10 protein-coding genes are annotated in these 15,053 nt (G+C 65.2%); 5 read left to right on the top strand and 5 right to left on the bottom strand.

Features of this window, described 5'->3' with window-relative positions; genetic code table 11:
- Nucleotides 1-135 precede the first annotated feature (135 nt).
- Complete coding sequence (locus tag ACSFDB_RS10105) at nucleotides 136-2,340, top strand: hypothetical protein (RefSeq protein WP_440770865.1); 2,205 nt, start codon at nucleotides 136-138, stop codon at nucleotides 2,338-2,340.
- Nucleotides 2,341-2,364: 24 nt separating this feature from the next.
- Here ACSFDB_RS10105 and ACSFDB_RS10100 read toward each other — a convergent pair whose 3' ends face one another.
- Nucleotides 2,365-2,847, bottom strand: coding sequence for a deoxyuridine 5'-triphosphate nucleotidohydrolase (locus tag ACSFDB_RS10100; RefSeq protein ID WP_440770864.1), 483 nt, complete (start codon nucleotides 2,845-2,847; stop codon nucleotides 2,365-2,367).
- A gap of 364 nt (nucleotides 2,848-3,211) precedes the next feature.
- Between ACSFDB_RS10100 and ACSFDB_RS10095 the strand changes: the two genes are divergently transcribed.
- The 3 genes from ACSFDB_RS10095 to ACSFDB_RS10085 all read left to right on the top strand — a co-directional run bounded on the left by ACSFDB_RS10095 (nucleotide 3,212) and on the right by ACSFDB_RS10085 (nucleotide 7,551).
- Nucleotides 3,212-5,182: an aconitate hydratase gene (locus ACSFDB_RS10095; RefSeq protein WP_440770863.1), complete on the top strand. Its 1,971-nt coding sequence runs from the start codon at nucleotides 3,212-3,214 to the stop codon at nucleotides 5,180-5,182.
- 306 nt (nucleotides 5,183-5,488) lie between these two features.
- Nucleotides 5,489-6,550: a zinc-binding metallopeptidase family protein gene (locus ACSFDB_RS10090; protein WP_440770862.1), complete on the top strand. Its 1,062-nt coding sequence runs from the start codon at nucleotides 5,489-5,491 to the stop codon at nucleotides 6,548-6,550.
- Nucleotides 6,551-6,627: 77 nt separating this feature from the next.
- Nucleotides 6,628-7,551: an LLM class oxidoreductase gene (locus tag ACSFDB_RS10085; protein WP_440770861.1), complete on the top strand. Its 924-nt coding sequence runs from the start codon at nucleotides 6,628-6,630 to the stop codon at nucleotides 7,549-7,551.
- A 21-nt stretch (nucleotides 7,552-7,572) separates the two neighbouring features.
- Here ACSFDB_RS10085 and ACSFDB_RS10080 read toward each other — a convergent pair whose 3' ends face one another.
- Together ACSFDB_RS10080 and ACSFDB_RS10075 are read right to left on the bottom strand one after the other, a co-directional pair.
- Nucleotides 7,573-8,511, bottom strand: coding sequence for a hypothetical protein (locus ACSFDB_RS10080; RefSeq protein WP_440770860.1), 939 nt, complete (start codon nucleotides 8,509-8,511; stop codon nucleotides 7,573-7,575).
- A 115-nt stretch (nucleotides 8,512-8,626) separates the two neighbouring features.
- The gene (locus ACSFDB_RS10075) at nucleotides 8,627-9,028 is read right to left on the bottom strand and encodes a BAR domain-containing protein (RefSeq protein WP_440770859.1); all 402 of its coding nucleotides are present in this window, start codon (nucleotides 9,026-9,028) and stop codon (nucleotides 8,627-8,629) included.
- Between the two features lie 134 nt (nucleotides 9,029-9,162).
- Between ACSFDB_RS10075 and ACSFDB_RS10070 the strand changes: the two genes are divergently transcribed.
- Nucleotides 9,163-10,524: a restriction endonuclease gene (locus ACSFDB_RS10070; RefSeq protein ID WP_440770858.1), complete on the top strand. Its 1,362-nt coding sequence runs from the start codon at nucleotides 9,163-9,165 to the stop codon at nucleotides 10,522-10,524.
- Nucleotides 10,525-10,868: 344 nt separating this feature from the next.
- Here the strand turns inward: ACSFDB_RS10070 and ACSFDB_RS10065 are convergent, their stop codons facing one another.
- Nucleotides 10,869-11,414: a flavodoxin domain-containing protein gene (locus ACSFDB_RS10065; RefSeq protein ID WP_440770857.1), complete on the bottom strand. Its 546-nt coding sequence runs from the start codon at nucleotides 11,412-11,414 to the stop codon at nucleotides 10,869-10,871.
- A gap of 962 nt (nucleotides 11,415-12,376) precedes the next feature.
- On the bottom strand, nucleotides 12,377-15,025 hold the full coding sequence (locus ACSFDB_RS10060; RefSeq protein WP_440770856.1) for a heavy metal translocating P-type ATPase: 2,649 nt from the start codon (nucleotides 15,023-15,025) through the stop codon (nucleotides 12,377-12,379).
- Between the last annotated feature and the right edge of the window lie 28 nt (nucleotides 15,026-15,053).

Genomic DNA, 15,053 nt, shown 5'->3' with positions numbered 1-15,053 from the left:
TGGCGTTCGTCACGGAATCTGGTTCTGTCGCCTTCGTCTGACTTCCAACTCGTATCTCGTTGCTGATCCGTCGAGTTCCGTTATCTCGAGTCGACAGGACAGTAGGCTTATACGTTTTCGGTCACCGTACCCAGTATGCGACGACGGAGCCTGCTCGGATTGGCAGGGATGGGCGGTGCCGTCTCGATTGCAGGCTGTGGACGGTTGCGGGGGATGGGGCGGTCCGTCGACCGCCGATTTCGAATCGGTGACGACGGGTTCGAGTGCGACACCGGCGAGGGGTTCGAACCCCTCGACGTCCGCGGCGTCAACCTCGGAATGGGCAAACCGGGCCGATTCCCCGGCGAAGCCGCTATTACCCGCGAGGAGTACGATCGCTGGCTCGAGGCCATCGGTGAACTACACGCGACCGTGATTCGAGTTTACACCGTCCATCCGCCGGCGTTCTACGAGGCCCTCGCCGCGTACAACCGCCGCGCGGACGATCCACTCTATCTGCTTCACGGAAACTGGATCGGCGAACAGCGACTCCACGACGCCGGCGACGCGTTCCGGCTCTCGGACGAACTCGCGGACGGACTTCGAACGGTCGTCGACGTAGTTCACGGCGAGGCGACGCTCCCCGACCAGCCGGGGCTGGCTCACGGAACGTTCGATACCGACGTCAGCAACTACGTGCTGGGCTACGTCGCCGGTATTGAGTGGCCGCCTGCGGTCGTCCTCGAGACGAACGACCGAAACGAACCCGGCAAGTACGAGGGGACGTACCTCCGGTCGACGACCGAACGGCCGTTCGAGCGCTGGCTCGCCGGTGGGTTGGATGCCACCGTCGCCTACGAAACCGCGGAGTACGGTGTCCAACGGCCGGTCGCGTTCACCAACTGGGTGACGACCGATCCGCTCGAGCACCCCTACGAGCCGTACCCGATGGAAGACGCAGTCAGTATCGACCCCGATGCGCTGGTCCCGACGTCCGACTTCGAGGCGGGAACGTTCGCGGCCTACCACGTCTACCCCTACTATCCCGACCTGTTGAACGAGACGCCGAAGTACGTCGATTACATCGATCACCGCGGCGAGCCGAACAGCTACGCCGGCTACCTCGACGACCTCGTGGAGACGACCGACCATCCGCTGGTGGTCGCCGAGTTCGGCGTGCCCGCCTCTCGAGGGATCGCCCACCGAGACGTTCACGGGCGCGATCAGGGCGCCCACACCGAACGGGAACAGGGCCGAATCGTCGCCGACATGTACGAAGACATCCGAGCGGTCGGCGCGGCTGGCGCGCTCGTCTTCACCTGGCAGGACGAGTGGTTCAAACGGACCTGGAACCTCCAGCAGTTCTCCGATCCCGACCGGCGGCCGTTCTGGTCGAACGTCCAGACGCCCGAGCAGCGGTTCGGTCTCCTGGCGTTCGATCCGGCGACTGCCGTCTCCCTCGACGGCTCGAGCGGTGACTGGGTGGACGCGACGACGCTCACTCCCGCCGACTCGCCGCGACGACTCGACGACGGCGCGGACGCGTCCCGCGAACTCACTGCGGTCCGGGTCACGAGCGACGAGGCGTCTCTCTCGATTCGACTCGAGTTCGCCGACCTCGGGTCGGCTATCGACTGGGAGGAAACGATCGCCCTCGTCGCCCTCGGGCTCACCGGCCGCGGAAACACGACGCTGCCCTACGGAACCGCGGCTCGCACGGCGCCGACCGACTTCCTCGTTCGGCTGGCCGGGCCGGACGACTCCCGGGTAACCGTCGACGCGTATTACGACGCGTTCGCGGCCCGCTATGGGCAAGAGGCGGGACTCGACGTGGATGCCTACCGCGAGCGCGACAGCGGTCGGTTCACGCCGATTCGGATGGTTCTCAACCGCGGGTACACGGTTCCGCCGACCGGGGAGGAGGTCCCCTTCGACGCCGTCGAAACCGGCCGCCTCCGCTATGGAAACGGCAACCCCGACGCTCCCGACTACGATTCGCTCACTGACGTTCACGTCTCGCCGTCGGCGAACGCGGTCGAGCTTCGGCTTCCCTGGCTCCTGCTCAACGTCTCGGATCCGAGCCAGCGGCGGCGACTCGGCGACGTCTGGGTGGAGTCACTCGAGACCGACACGTCGTTTCGAGAGATCTCGGTCGCCGCCGCGACCTACCGGCCGCGCGAGGACGGCGCTGCGACGTCGATCGACGGCGAAACGAACCTCACCCACGCCGTTCCGGGACTCGAGGGCGACCGGCTCCGTTCGGGCGCATACGAGCCGCCGACATGGACCGAACCGGCGTACACGGAGCGGCTGAAACGCGGCTACGAGACCGTCCAGATGGCGTTCGACCCGGACGCGTAGAAAAGCAAGACCGTCGACGATCGCCTACTCGAGGTTCTCGCGCTGATAGCTGCCGTCGTAGACGTCCTCGTGGTTCGCTTCGGCGAAGACGAGCTGGGCGATCCGGGCGCCGCGTTCGATCTCGACGTCGTGGTGGACCTGCAACAGGCCCTCGCCGCGGCCTTCGTAGCCGGCGTCCCAGACGGCGGTGTTCAGCATACACGAGTTACGCATCAGCGACGAGCGGGGGTAGACGAAGCCGATGTGGTCCTCGGGGATCGCGATTCGCTCGCCGTAGCGGGCGACGTAGGCACCCTCCGGCAGATAGTAGGTGTCGGGATCTTTCTTCTCGAGTTCCTCGAGTGGACGGGCGATGCGATCGCCGACCTCTTTGCCGTCCCGGCCGATGCGACCCGGTTCGAGCTGTTCGAAGACGACATCGAGCGTCAGGTCGACGCCGTTGGGCTGAATCTGATCGTCGGACGTCGGCGAGATATGGTCGGCGACGAATGCACCGGAGCGGAACATGTGCTGACAACGCCACGGAACCGAGAAAAGCGTATCCGTTCGGGAGCAGGGGACGAGATACACAGGCCGGCTGTGCAACCGAGCGTGGGACTGCGCTCGAGCCGGCTGTCGGGACTCGAGCGAATCGATCGAACACGAGTAGGAACGACTCGACCGAACGGCGACTCGAACGCGTGACATCCAAGAGCCGGCGAAAATCGTCGGTATTGGAACGTTAGTATCGTCGAAACGGAATCCCCCGGACGAACGTCCACTCGCGTGGTAACATTTACTCGAAGAGTAGCTGTTTCCTGGCCCGAAAACGGACGACGCTTCGCCAAAACACGCTGGATTTATCACGACGGAAAGCCGAGTTCTGGGTGCTATGGGACAAACTCTCACCGAGAAGATTCTCGACGACCACCTCGTCGAGGGTGAACTCGAGACCGGCGAGGAGATCGGGATCGAGATCGACCAGGTACTTACCCAAGACACGACCGGAACGATGGTCTGGCTCCAGTTCGAAGCGATGGGACTGGACGAGGTACAGACCGAGATCGCAGCCCAGTACTGCGACCACCAGACCTACCAGTTCGACTTTAAGAACACCGACGATCACCGTTTCCTCCGCTCTGCGGCCGGCACCTACGGCGCTCATTTCTCTCGCCCCGGTAACGGTATCTGTCACAACGTTCACCGCGAGAACTTCGCTGCGCCCGGCAAGACGCTGCTCGGCTCCGACAGCCACACGCCGACCCCCGGCGGAATCGGCGAACTCGCCATCGGCTCCGGCGGAATCGACGTCACCGTCGCCATGGGCGGCGCACCGTACTACATCGAGATGCCAGAGATCGTCAGCGTCCGTCTCGAGGGCGAACTCCCCGAGTGGGCCACCGCGAAAGACGTCATCTTGGAGATGCTGCGACGCCTGAGCGTCAAAGGCGGCGTCGGCAAGATCCTCGAGTACACCGGCCCCGGCGTCGAGTCGCTCACCGCTCCCGAGCGGATGACGATCACCAACATGGGAACCGAACTCGGCGCGACGACGTCGATCTTCCCAACCGACGAGCAGACGAAAGATTACCTCGAGCGCGTCAATCGCGGCGACGAGTACGTCGAGCTCCAGCCCGACGACGACGCCGAGTACGACGACGAGATCGTCGTCGACCTTTCGGACCTCGAGCCGCTGATCGCACAGCCCTCGATGCCCGACAAGGTCGTTCCCGTCAGCGAAGTCGAAGGCGAATCCGTCGAGCAGGTCATCGTCGGCTCCTGTACGAACGGCGGCTACGAGGACATCCTCCCCGTCGCCAAGATGCTCGAAGGTCGCGAGACCTCGATGGAGACCGAGACGATCGTCGCGCCCGGCTCCAAGCAGGCCTCCGAGATGCTCGCCCGCGAGGGCTGGGTCGCGGAGATGATGGCCGCCGGCGTCAACTTCTCCGAGGCCACCTGCGGTGCCTGTATCGGCATCGGTCACGTTCCGGCTTCGGACTCCGTCTCGCTGCGAACCTTCAACCGCAACTTCGAGGGTCGCTCCGGGATCGAAGACGACAACGTCTACCTCTGTTCGCCGGAGGTCGCGGCCGCAGCCGCACTCAAGGGCGAGATCATCGACCCACGGAACCTCGCCGACGAACTCGGCGACCTCGAGGCCCCTGGCGTCGAGCTTCCCGACGAGTACAACGGCTCCAAGACGGACCTCATCGCCCCCGATGAGGCCGTCGACGACGAACTCATCAAGGGTCCGAACATCGGCGACGTGCCGCTGAAAGACCAGCTCGGATCGGATATCTCCGGTGAGGCCCTGCTCAAGATGGAGGACAACATCACGACCGACCACATCATCCCGGCGACTCAGGACATCCTGATGTACCGGTCGAACGTCCCCAAACTGAGCGAGTTCACCCTCTCACGCGTCGACGACACCTTCGCACAGCGCGCACTGGACGCCGACGGCGGCTTCCTCGTCGCCGGCGAGAACTACGGCCAGGGCTCCTCGCGCGAGCACGCCGCCCTCTGTCCGATGTATCTGGGCATCGAGGGCGTCCTCGCACAGAGCTTCGCTCGGATCCACCGCGCGAACCTCTTCAACTTCGGGATCGTCCCGCTGACGATCGACGAGGACACCTACGACGCGATCGATCAGGGCGACGAGATCGAGATCGACGACGACGTCTACGAGGCCGTCACCAGCGGTCAGGAGGAGTTCACGGTCCTCGTCAACGGCGACGAGTACACCGCGACGCTCGATGCCTCCGAACGCGAGCGCGCAATCCTCGCGGCCGGTGGCAAGCTCTCCTGGACGAAAGACCAGGCCGAAGGCGGCAGCGGCGCGACGCCCGCAGACGACTGATCGGATCGCTCGCCGACGAGTTTCCGTTTCGATTTTTTCGCTTCGCTCGACCCCTCGTCGACCGATGAGTCCCGTTTGCGTGCGATCGCCAAAGGTGAAGCAGTGAGCGCGCCTCATCTCCGCGAGCGAAGCGAGCGGTTCACCGCCGGAGCGGGCGAAGCCCGGGACGGCGGCCTTTTTAGCGTAGATTTTTGCGCCGAGCGGTTCCGAGCGCAGCGAGGAATCCCGAGGCGCAAAAAGGTACGTGTGCAGCTACACTGATCGCACGGCCCAAGCTATTCAACCCCCTGTCCGTACGGTTCGAGTATGGACTCTCAGTCGCGTGACTTTCTCGTCGAACTGCTCGAGACGCCCTCGCCGTCGGGCTACGAAACTCGGGGCCAGCGCATCTGGCTGGACTACGTCGAACGGTTCGCGGACGACGTGCGGACGGACGCCTACGGGAACGCTATCGCCGTCCACGAGGGCGACCCCGACGCACCCGAGGTTGTCCTCACCGGCCACGCCGACGAGATCGGCTTCATCGTCAGATCGATCGACGACGACGGGTTCGTCAGGCCGGGCCGCATCGGCGGCAGCGATCCGTCGGTCTCGCAGGGCCAGCACGTGACGATCCACGCCGCGGACGGTCCTGTCGAGGGCGTGATCGGGCAGAATGCGATTCACCTCCGGGAGGAGGACGGCGATGGCCCCGAAATCTCGGACCTCTGGATCGATATCGGGGCCGAAGACGAGGACGAGGCGAGCGAGCGCCTCGAGATCGGGGATCCGATCACGTTCTCCTCGACGGTCTCCTGGCTCTCCGAGACGCGGCTGGCCGCCCGCGGACTCGACAACCGCGTCGGGACGTGGGCTGCCGCCGAAGGCTTTCGAGCGGCCGTCGAAGCCGGCACCGAAGCGACCGTCTACGCCGTCTCGACCGTCCAGGAGGAAGTCGGTGTCAAGGGGGCGCAGATGGTCGGTTTCGACTTGGAGCCCGACGCCGTCGTCGTCGTCGACGTCGGTCACGCAGTCGACTACCCCTCGGCACCGAAAGAGAAGACGAGTCAGATGGAACTCGGCGAGGGGCCGGCGCTGGGACGCGGGAGTACGAACCACCCGGTGCTCTTCGAGGCGCTGCGGTCGGTCGCCGACGACCGGGAGATCGACGTGCAGGTCGAAGCGCTCGGACTCGGCACGGGCACCGACGCCGACGGCTTCTTCACCGCGGCCGGCGGGATCCCCTCACAGGTCGTCAGCGTCCCTAACCGGTACATGCACACCCCCGTGGAGCTGATCGACACCAACGATCTCGAGGAGATCGCGGCCCTCCTCGGCGCGTTCGCGAGCGACGCCGAGGAGTTCGCACCGTTCGCCGTCGATATCTGAATCGCGGCGGTCACACGCGAACTGGTGTCTCGTTCGAACCGGTACCGACATCCCGCCGGAGCCGATAGCTCGAGCGAATGCCGATCCGCGGACACGAAAACGAGGGCTACCGACGACTGTTCGATCGCGACGGGCTGACCTTCGGCGCGGGCTTTCCGCTCACGGGGGCGAACCGCTCGACGCCGGACGTTACCGAAGAGATTCGGCTCGCGAAACACGCGGAAGCCGTCGGCTTCGACGGCCTCTGGGCGCGCGACGTCCCGACCTACTGGCCGAAGTTCGGCGACGCTGGCCAGACGTTCGACACCTGGCCGTGGCTCTCCCACGTCGCCGCCCACACCGACGAAATCGCGCTGGGGACCTCGAGCGTCGTCCTCACGCTTCGCCACCCGATCCACGTGGCGAAATCCGCGGCCACCGTCGACCGACTATCGGACGGCCGACTCGTGATGGGCGTCGCCTCCGGCGACCGCGACCCCGAGTACCCCGCGTTCGACGTCGACCGCGAGGAGCGCGGCCGGGCGTTTCGCGAGCGATACGAGGCGATCCGAACCGTCTGGCGCGAGGCGTACCCGACTATCGAGGGCGAGTGGGGGCGACTCGAGGGCGACCTCGAGGTGGTGCCAAACCCCGTCGAGGAGACGATCCCGCTCCTCCCGACCGGCAACTCGCGGCAATCCAACGAGTGGATCGCCGAGCACGGCGACGGCTGGCTGTTCTACCACCTCCCCGAACGCACGCTCGAGAGCTACCTCGCGGACTGGCGGGAACTGACGGACGAGAAGCCGTTCGCGATCGCCGTCCGGGTCGAGCTGGCCGACGAGCCGACGGCCGAGCCCGAACCGCTACACCTGGGCTTTCACGCGGGGGTCGAGTGGTTTCGCGACTACTTCCGACGGCTCGAGGCGTACGGCCTCGACCACGCAATTGTCGGGATCCAGAACGAGGATCGGGAGGAAGCGATGGCGACGTTCGCCGACGAGATTATCGACGAACTGTAGCCGCTTTTCGACGACTCGATTTCAGGAGTCGTTCCAGACGCCTTCGACGCGCCCGCTGTACCCGTCGCCGACGAACTCGAGCGTCGCCCCGCTCTGCGTTCCTGGCTCCCCATCCGGCGGTTGATTCGTCGATGACTTCGATTCGGATTCCGATTTCGCGAGTAGGAGTTCGACCGACGCGTCGTTGGTCTCGAGCGGCTCCGCGAGCGCGACGTCGGTCCGATCCGCCGTCCGGCGTTCGATCTCGGCCTCGCGTTCGGCGCCGTCGACCACGACGGTCGTCGACAGCGACTCCGCGTTGTCGAATCGGCGCGGCGAACTCGACTCGAGGTCGGCGTAGTCGAACCGAAGCGCCTCGAGGGCGACGCCCCCGGTGTCGAGATTCGATAGGGCCCATCGGTGTTCGACGGTGTCGTCGTCGACTCGACGCAGCGCCAGCGTCGCCTCCTCGACGACGAATCCGGGTCGCTCGAGGGTGAGTTCCGGGCCTGTTTCGCTCGATTCCTCGCCGTCGACAGTGATCGCGAGCGACTCCGTGATCGTCCGCTCTCTCGCTCGCTTGGCGGCGTCCGACGTCAGTTCGACGACCACGTTCGCGAGTCGACCACCGGGCTGGAGTCGGTCGCTCGAGCCGTCTCCGACGACGAGTCGGCCGTCGTCGGTCGTCGTGGCGTTCGTTGCGTTCAGTCGAAAGGTGTCGGCGGCGAGCGTGACTGAGACGGGTTCGGAACGCCCGTTCACGACGTCGAACGTGACTGGCGGCCGCTGGACCTCGCCGTCGAACAGGTTGCCGTGGCCCTCGACCCCATCGTCGGTCAACTCGAGGACCGGGTCGTCGCCGTCGACTGCCGTCTCGTTGGGGCCGTCGCTGGACCAGTACGAGGCCGCGAGCGTCCCCGCAGTGAGCACGCCGACCGAGCCGCCGATGGTCGCAACGATCGTTCGTCGTGTTCGGTTCATGGCCATCTTGGCCAGGCGGCGTCCCCAGCCATCGCTATTTCCGAATCCCCCATTCGATCAACTATCGGGCGTCCCATCAAATAATTGTATCGAACGCTTAGATTTTCGCCGGCCGTTACTGCTCGTCCGTCGCGCGCTCGCGCAACCGTCGCTTCTGGCGGCGCTCGGTTACGTGATCGAGTCCGTCGGCCAGTTCATCCCTGACCGCGGCTTCGAAGTCGTCGACCTCATCGAGGAACTCGGTCGAGAACTCCTCGACGAGTTCGAACGTCCACTGGTCGCTGATCGCCCCTGCGGGGAGGTGCTCGTCGCGGAGGTCGTCCGCCCACTTGTCGTGGCCGGCCTCGCGGAGAGCGTCTTCGGCGTCGCTCATCCGATCCATCGCGTGCCCGAGATCGTGGTGGAACTCGAGGAGGGTGCCGTACGCCCGGTGGATGTGCTCGATGCCTAACTGGAGTTCGTGGAGGGCCTGCTCCTCGGCGCCGCTCAGGTCGAGATCGTCCGGGTCGGTCGTCATAGGTCTGCGACCACGGATGCCATCAAAGACGTTTCAGGGTCGGCAACGGCTGCCGATTCTCGGCCCCGGTAATCGGATTCGATAGTCGACCCGAAACGCTATGGTTCCCTGACTGTCTAGGTTCCGTGAACGCGATGGCGATACTCGACGATCTCTCGGGCTACGAGTTCGAGGACCTCATGGAGGACGTATTCCGGCACTTAGGCTACGAGAACGTCCGCCAATCGAGGCGGACGGCCGACGAGGGGCGAGACATTCTGATGGAGGAGGTCGTCGACGGGAGCCGACGCGCGGTCGTCGTCGAGTGCAAACACACGGAGACCGTCAGCCGTCCGGTCATCCAGAAGCTCCACTCTACGGTCGCGACGTACGACTACGACGGGCCCGTCCGGGGGATGGTGGTGACGACTGGACGCTTCACCGCTCCCGCCCGAGAGTACGCCCAGGACCTCGGCGCCAGACGGGACGGCGGGGTGGAACTGCTCGACGGCGCGGACCTTCGGGAGATCGGCGAGGAGATCGGCATGGATCTCTATAACGGCCGGATCGAGATCCTCTGTGAGGAGGCTCTCCGGCCGACCAACCCGACCTGCGGGCGGGACGCGCCCGTCTTCGAAGCGTCCCGCGAGATCGAGAATCTCGAGCCCGCGATGATCCCAACGCCGGAGACGACCGTCTCGCTCGAGCCGATGGTGACCGTCCACACGAGAACGAACGCGACGTTCGAGACGAGCGTCGGCGTCGTCCACCAGGTCGACGAGTCCGACGACCTCGTGATCCGCGCGGAGGGCGACACGCCGCGGATCGAGACCGGCGACGTCAAGCAGCTGGTCGCGAACCCGTCGGCCCCCCGAATCGATCTCGAGGATCGAAATCTCGAGGAAACATTCGACGCCGTCGAACGGCGCCGGTTCGGCCGGACCGAGACGACCTACAAGCAGTGGGCGATCGATCGGCTCCAGCAGGTCCACACCACGACGGTCCAGTACACCGGCGGCAACAACGTCGACTACGAGAAGACCTGTACGCCGCGACCGTCGGACATTTCGATCTGGTCGATCGATCCGGTCTACGTCCCGCACGTTCGCTCGCGCGTCTCGCTGGGCGAGTACGAGTATCGGTACGGCCACTACGCCGCGGGGCCCTCGAGGGCGACCACGACGAACGAGTTCCGCCAGTGCGTCCACTGCGGCGCTGACGGCGCGAACGAAACCTACACCTACTGCACCAACTGCGGGAGCATCAACTGCGACGACCACATCGAGACGGAGCGACTCGTTGGCGAACCGGTCTGTACCGGCTGTGCCGTGACCGAGCGGTTCGCGTTCGATACCAAGTACTTCTACGATCGGGAGAACCTCGAGGCGTTCCGCGAGGAGTACGCCGAGATGCCGATCCACGAGAAGGCAAAGGAGAACGTGACACTGGCCGCGGGCACCGCTCTCTGTCTGCTGTTCGCGGCGTTCTTGGTCGTGCTATCGCTCGGTCTTGTGTAAATTCGTCTGGCGAGGAGAACTTCCCACGTGCCACGCCGGGCCGATCGATCAACGTGCGGTGGCGCGCGCCGAACCGCGACGAACGGGTAGTGAGGCGCGGTTCGTAGCCGTGCGAGGTCGTCGCGAGTAATACGAGCGACTGCGTGGAAGACGCGAAGCGTCTTCCTGTGGATGAGCGAGTGAGTGAAACGAACGAGCGTTAGCGCGGAACCGTCGGTTCCGCGAACCATGCGAGCGGGCCGAAGGCCCGCGAGCAGAAATCGGCTGGGGAGGACGTGGCCCTCATCGCTGCCAGCGGCAGCAGGACGCTCGAACTCCCCTGAATCGATTCAATCACAGGCGCTCTAATCGACCGATATTACTGACGAGAACTCGAGTGCGAACGCTTCGACTTCGTCCCAGTCCGTGTACTCGTAGTCCCGTGACGTGTCGGTATCGCCGCTCGCCTTCCGTGCAATCCGGCGCATCACGAACCGTTTTACCAGCCCGTACTCGCTGTACTTGATCGCTCCCGCCACGGTGAGCGTCGCGTCCGGCTCCCAGTCCGTCTCCTCGAGAAACGCCTCGAGTAACTCTCGCGCCGGCTCGCGCTCGACCGGATCCGTGTGCGCCGCCGTCAGACTCACCGAGAAAAAGGCCGACGGGAGTCGGGTCAGCGCCTCGCGGTGCTCGCGAACGAACTCGGTGACGTACCTCTGATGGGAGCCGGCGTGGATCGACGCGCCGACGATCACGCCGTCGTACGTAGCCACGTCGAGCCCCGTCGGGGGATGTTTCAGGTGGACCAGTACTGGCTCGTGGCCCTCGGACTCGAGGATGTCACCCACGCGCTCGGCGATCGTCGCCGTCTGGCCCTCGCTCGAGCCGAACGCGACGAGGACGCGGGTCATGGGAGGTCGCCTCGAGCGGCCGCGGTGTTCGGGTCGAACGAAGGCATTTCGGGTGTCCCTTCGACGCTGTGGGTATTGAGGGTTGTACCTGAATCGCTCGAGGTGCTCGCTAGGCGGACATACCGTTGGTTCCTGCCAGTTTCAACTGATGTCCGGCGAATCATGCTACATTCACAGCGTGAATGTTGTACGAGGGACTGGTTTGACTGAGGCTGTAATACTTGGTCGATATGGGGGAGAGACGTAGCGTATCGTTCGGAGGACAACCCGATGAAATATGTGTGTACAGAGCCAAAAAACGGCGCAGATGAAACGGAGACGATTAGTATCGGCAACTGTTGGCGTGGGTGCGATTACCCTTAGCGGCTGTTTGTCTCTCCTTTCCAACAGTGACAAGCCTGTTGAGGAGATCTTTATCGAATTCGATAACCGGACTACCGAATCCCACGTATTCCATATTGCTGTCGAAACGGATGGCGGACTTGGTGAGTGGGAGTCCCAAACTGTGGATGGAGAAAGCCAAGGGAACCTTCGAATAGAACCGCCACTAAGAGACGGGTCTTTCGATGTACACGGTATCGTTAGCAATCGCACTGCCCGCGGAACGATAACTACCGCCGTATCTGATGACATCGACATCAACGTAACGTGTCCGAGGATGAAACTGAGATACGATGAAGGTGAATTGGACTTCTACCAGAATTTCAGCAAATTTCGCTGCTGAAACGACTATCACCCCGCCCGACGAACGTGTTGGTTCACATGTAACGGCGTGAAATCAGCGATAATCAACTGCTGCACTCATGCTCGATATTCGGCAAGCCGTTTTTGTCAGTAACCCGGGGGGACGGGGTGCTTCCTCCGATAACTCTACCCCTTCGACTGAGCGTTTCGCAGCCGATGATTGAGCGACAATAGCTCGGTCGACCCGAATCGAGTCGCCTCGAACCGACCAGCGCGGGTTACTCCTCGAGCAGCCCTCTCGCGGAGTTCCCGACGATCAACGACCCGCTAAGCACCAACGCGAGGGTCGTCACCACCGGACTCAACAGCCCCGCCAGCGCGACGGGGATCACGACCGCGTTGTAGGCGAGCGCCAGCCCGAGATTTTGCACCACGCGTCTGCGAGCGCCGCGAGCCAGCGCGAAGGCTCGTTCGACCGCGGCGAGGTCGTCCTCGACGATCGCGAGGTCGGCCGCGTCGGCGGCCAGCGCCGTCCCGCCGCCGAGCGAGAGTCCCAGATCCGCCGCGGCGAGCGCGGGCGCGTCGTTCGTTCCGTCGCCGACCATCGCGACGCAGCCCTCTTCGCGCAGTCGCCGGATTGCGGCCGTCTTTCCCGCGGGCGGGACGCTCGAGAAGACGCGACTCACCCCGGAGTGCGCTCGAAAGCGGCCCGTCGCCGACTCGTCGTCTCCCGTAAGCACCACGACGTCGACGCCGCGGTCGGCGAGCGCGGTCACCACGTCCCCCCACTCCGCTCGCGGCTCGTCACCCACGACGACGAGTCCCTCCGCGCGTCCGTCCCGACCGACGATCACGGGGAGGTGGCCGTCCGCTCGCACGTCGTCGATTCGGCGCTCGAGGCGGTCCTCGAACTCGACCCCCGCACCCCGAACGAAGTCGGGGTGGCCGACGACCAGCTGTTGGCCGTCGACGACTCCCTCGACGCCGGTCGCGTGGCGCTGGAACTCCCGCACCGATTTTGCTTCCGGTCCGTCACCCGTCTCACTCGTTCCCTCGTCGGCGATCCCGCCGTCCGATCGCGCTCGCTCGTTCCCGCCGTCCGTTCGTGCCTGCTCGTCCCCGTTCCCGCCGATCCCGTCTGCAAAGGCGTCCGCGATGGCCGCTGCAGCCGGATGGGCTGCGCGTCGCTCGAGCGTCCCGGCGGCCCGTAACAGCTCGTCCGGGCCCTCGGCCTCGAGCACCGTCATCTCGCCGGTCGTGAGCGTGCCCGTCTTGTCGAAGACGACGCAGTCGATCTCGCGCAGTCGTTCGAAGACGCTCTCGTCGAAGACGACGATGCCGGACTCGAGGGCGTCGCGGATGCTCGAGGCGATCGAACAGGGCGTCGCGAGCGCGAGCGCCCACGGACTCGCGACGACGACGGTGACGAGGACGGCCGACGCGACGGTGGGCGGACTCGAACCCAGCAGGACGGCTGCGAGACCGACGACGACCGCAGCGCCGGCGACGAGCGGGAGGGCGATCCCGGCGAGGCCGTCGGCCCGGCGCTGGACGCCGTGGTCTGCACTCTGGAGGTTCCAGACGGTTCGGGTCAGCCGCTCGATGCTGCTCGCGGTTTGGTCGCCGACGTCGACGACCGCGGCGTCGCCCGTCACAACCGAGCCGCCGATCACCGGGTCGCCCGCGGTTTTCGAGATGGGGAGCGACTCGCCGGTGACGACCGCCTCGTCGACGGTACACTCGCCCTCGGCGACGCGGCCGTCGACCGGGATCCGTTCGCCGGCGCGGACGAGCAGGCGGTCGTCTGCCGCGACGTCCGCCACCGGAATCGCTCGCGTCGTCCCGTCGGCCTCGAGGATGCGGGCCGTATCGACCTGCGAGACCGTGAGATCGGTGAGTCGGTTCAGCGCCGCGCGTTTGACGGTCTCCTCGTAGAAGACGGCGGCCATCACCGTCGCCGCGACGAGAATCGTCAAGTCGTAGTAGACCTCGGGTCGCCCGAGGAAGAACGAAAGCGTCCCGTAGCAGAAGGCTGCAACGATCGTCAGCGCCGCGAGCAGCTGCGTGCTCGGCTGGCGAAGTTTCAGGCTCACGTACGCGCCGCGAAGCAACGGCATTCCGGTCAGGTAGAGGACGGCGGCGGTCAGCACGAAGAAGACCGGCAGGAACAGCATTCCGTCGAAACTCGCGAACGTTTCGCCGTACTGTGCGAACAGCCAGTACTCCGTGTACCGGGAGAGATAGACGGGGTAGAACACCGTCACGTACGGCACCAGCAGGAACGAACCGAAGACGATCCCGACGATGTAGCGAATCTCGAGGACGTCCTCCGAGCGTCGCTTGCGCATCCCCCGCATCTCGCGCGATCGGCGGGTGGTGCTCGTGTCGTCGCTCCGTCCCCCGGAAACAGCGGACTCGGCGTCCTCACCCGCGGCCTCCTCGCGACGGTACGCCGTGTACCCCGTTCTGCTCAGGGCGTCCTCGAGAGCCGCCGCCGACACCCGTTCGGGATCGTGATCGACCTGCACCGTCTCCGTGACGTAACTCGCCGCCGCGTCCGAGACGCCCGCACACCGCTCGGCGATCGACTCGAGGTAGGACTCACAGAGCGTCGAGTACATGCCGTCGACCCGGAAGAACGTGCGCACGTGCTCCTCGGACGCCGTCTCCGCGGTGTCGCTCCCGCTCTCGGCCGAGTCCACCTCGGCACTGCGATCGTCGCCGTCGGGGCAGCCGAGTTCCGCGGCGACCTCGCGACAGCCGCTCGAGCAGAACGGGCCGTCGGACTCCGGCTCCGGATTCGGATCGACGGTTGGCTCGGAATCCGAATCTACAGCCGCCTCCGACGCCGACTCGTCGGTGGATTCCGAACACACCGTGTCACAGAGGCGACAGCGATCGCGCGCCGATTCCTGATCACTCGCCACACGAACGCTCCGCCGCCGAGTACCATAA

Origin of the sequence: Natronorubrum amylolyticum, assembly GCF_052040145.1 — an archaeon.
In the GTDB taxonomy this organism is placed as follows: domain Archaea; phylum Halobacteriota; class Halobacteria; order Halobacteriales; family Natrialbaceae; genus Natronorubrum.
The sequence above is the reverse complement of the archived record's forward strand: the minus strand, read 5'-3'. Positions and strand labels throughout refer to the sequence as shown.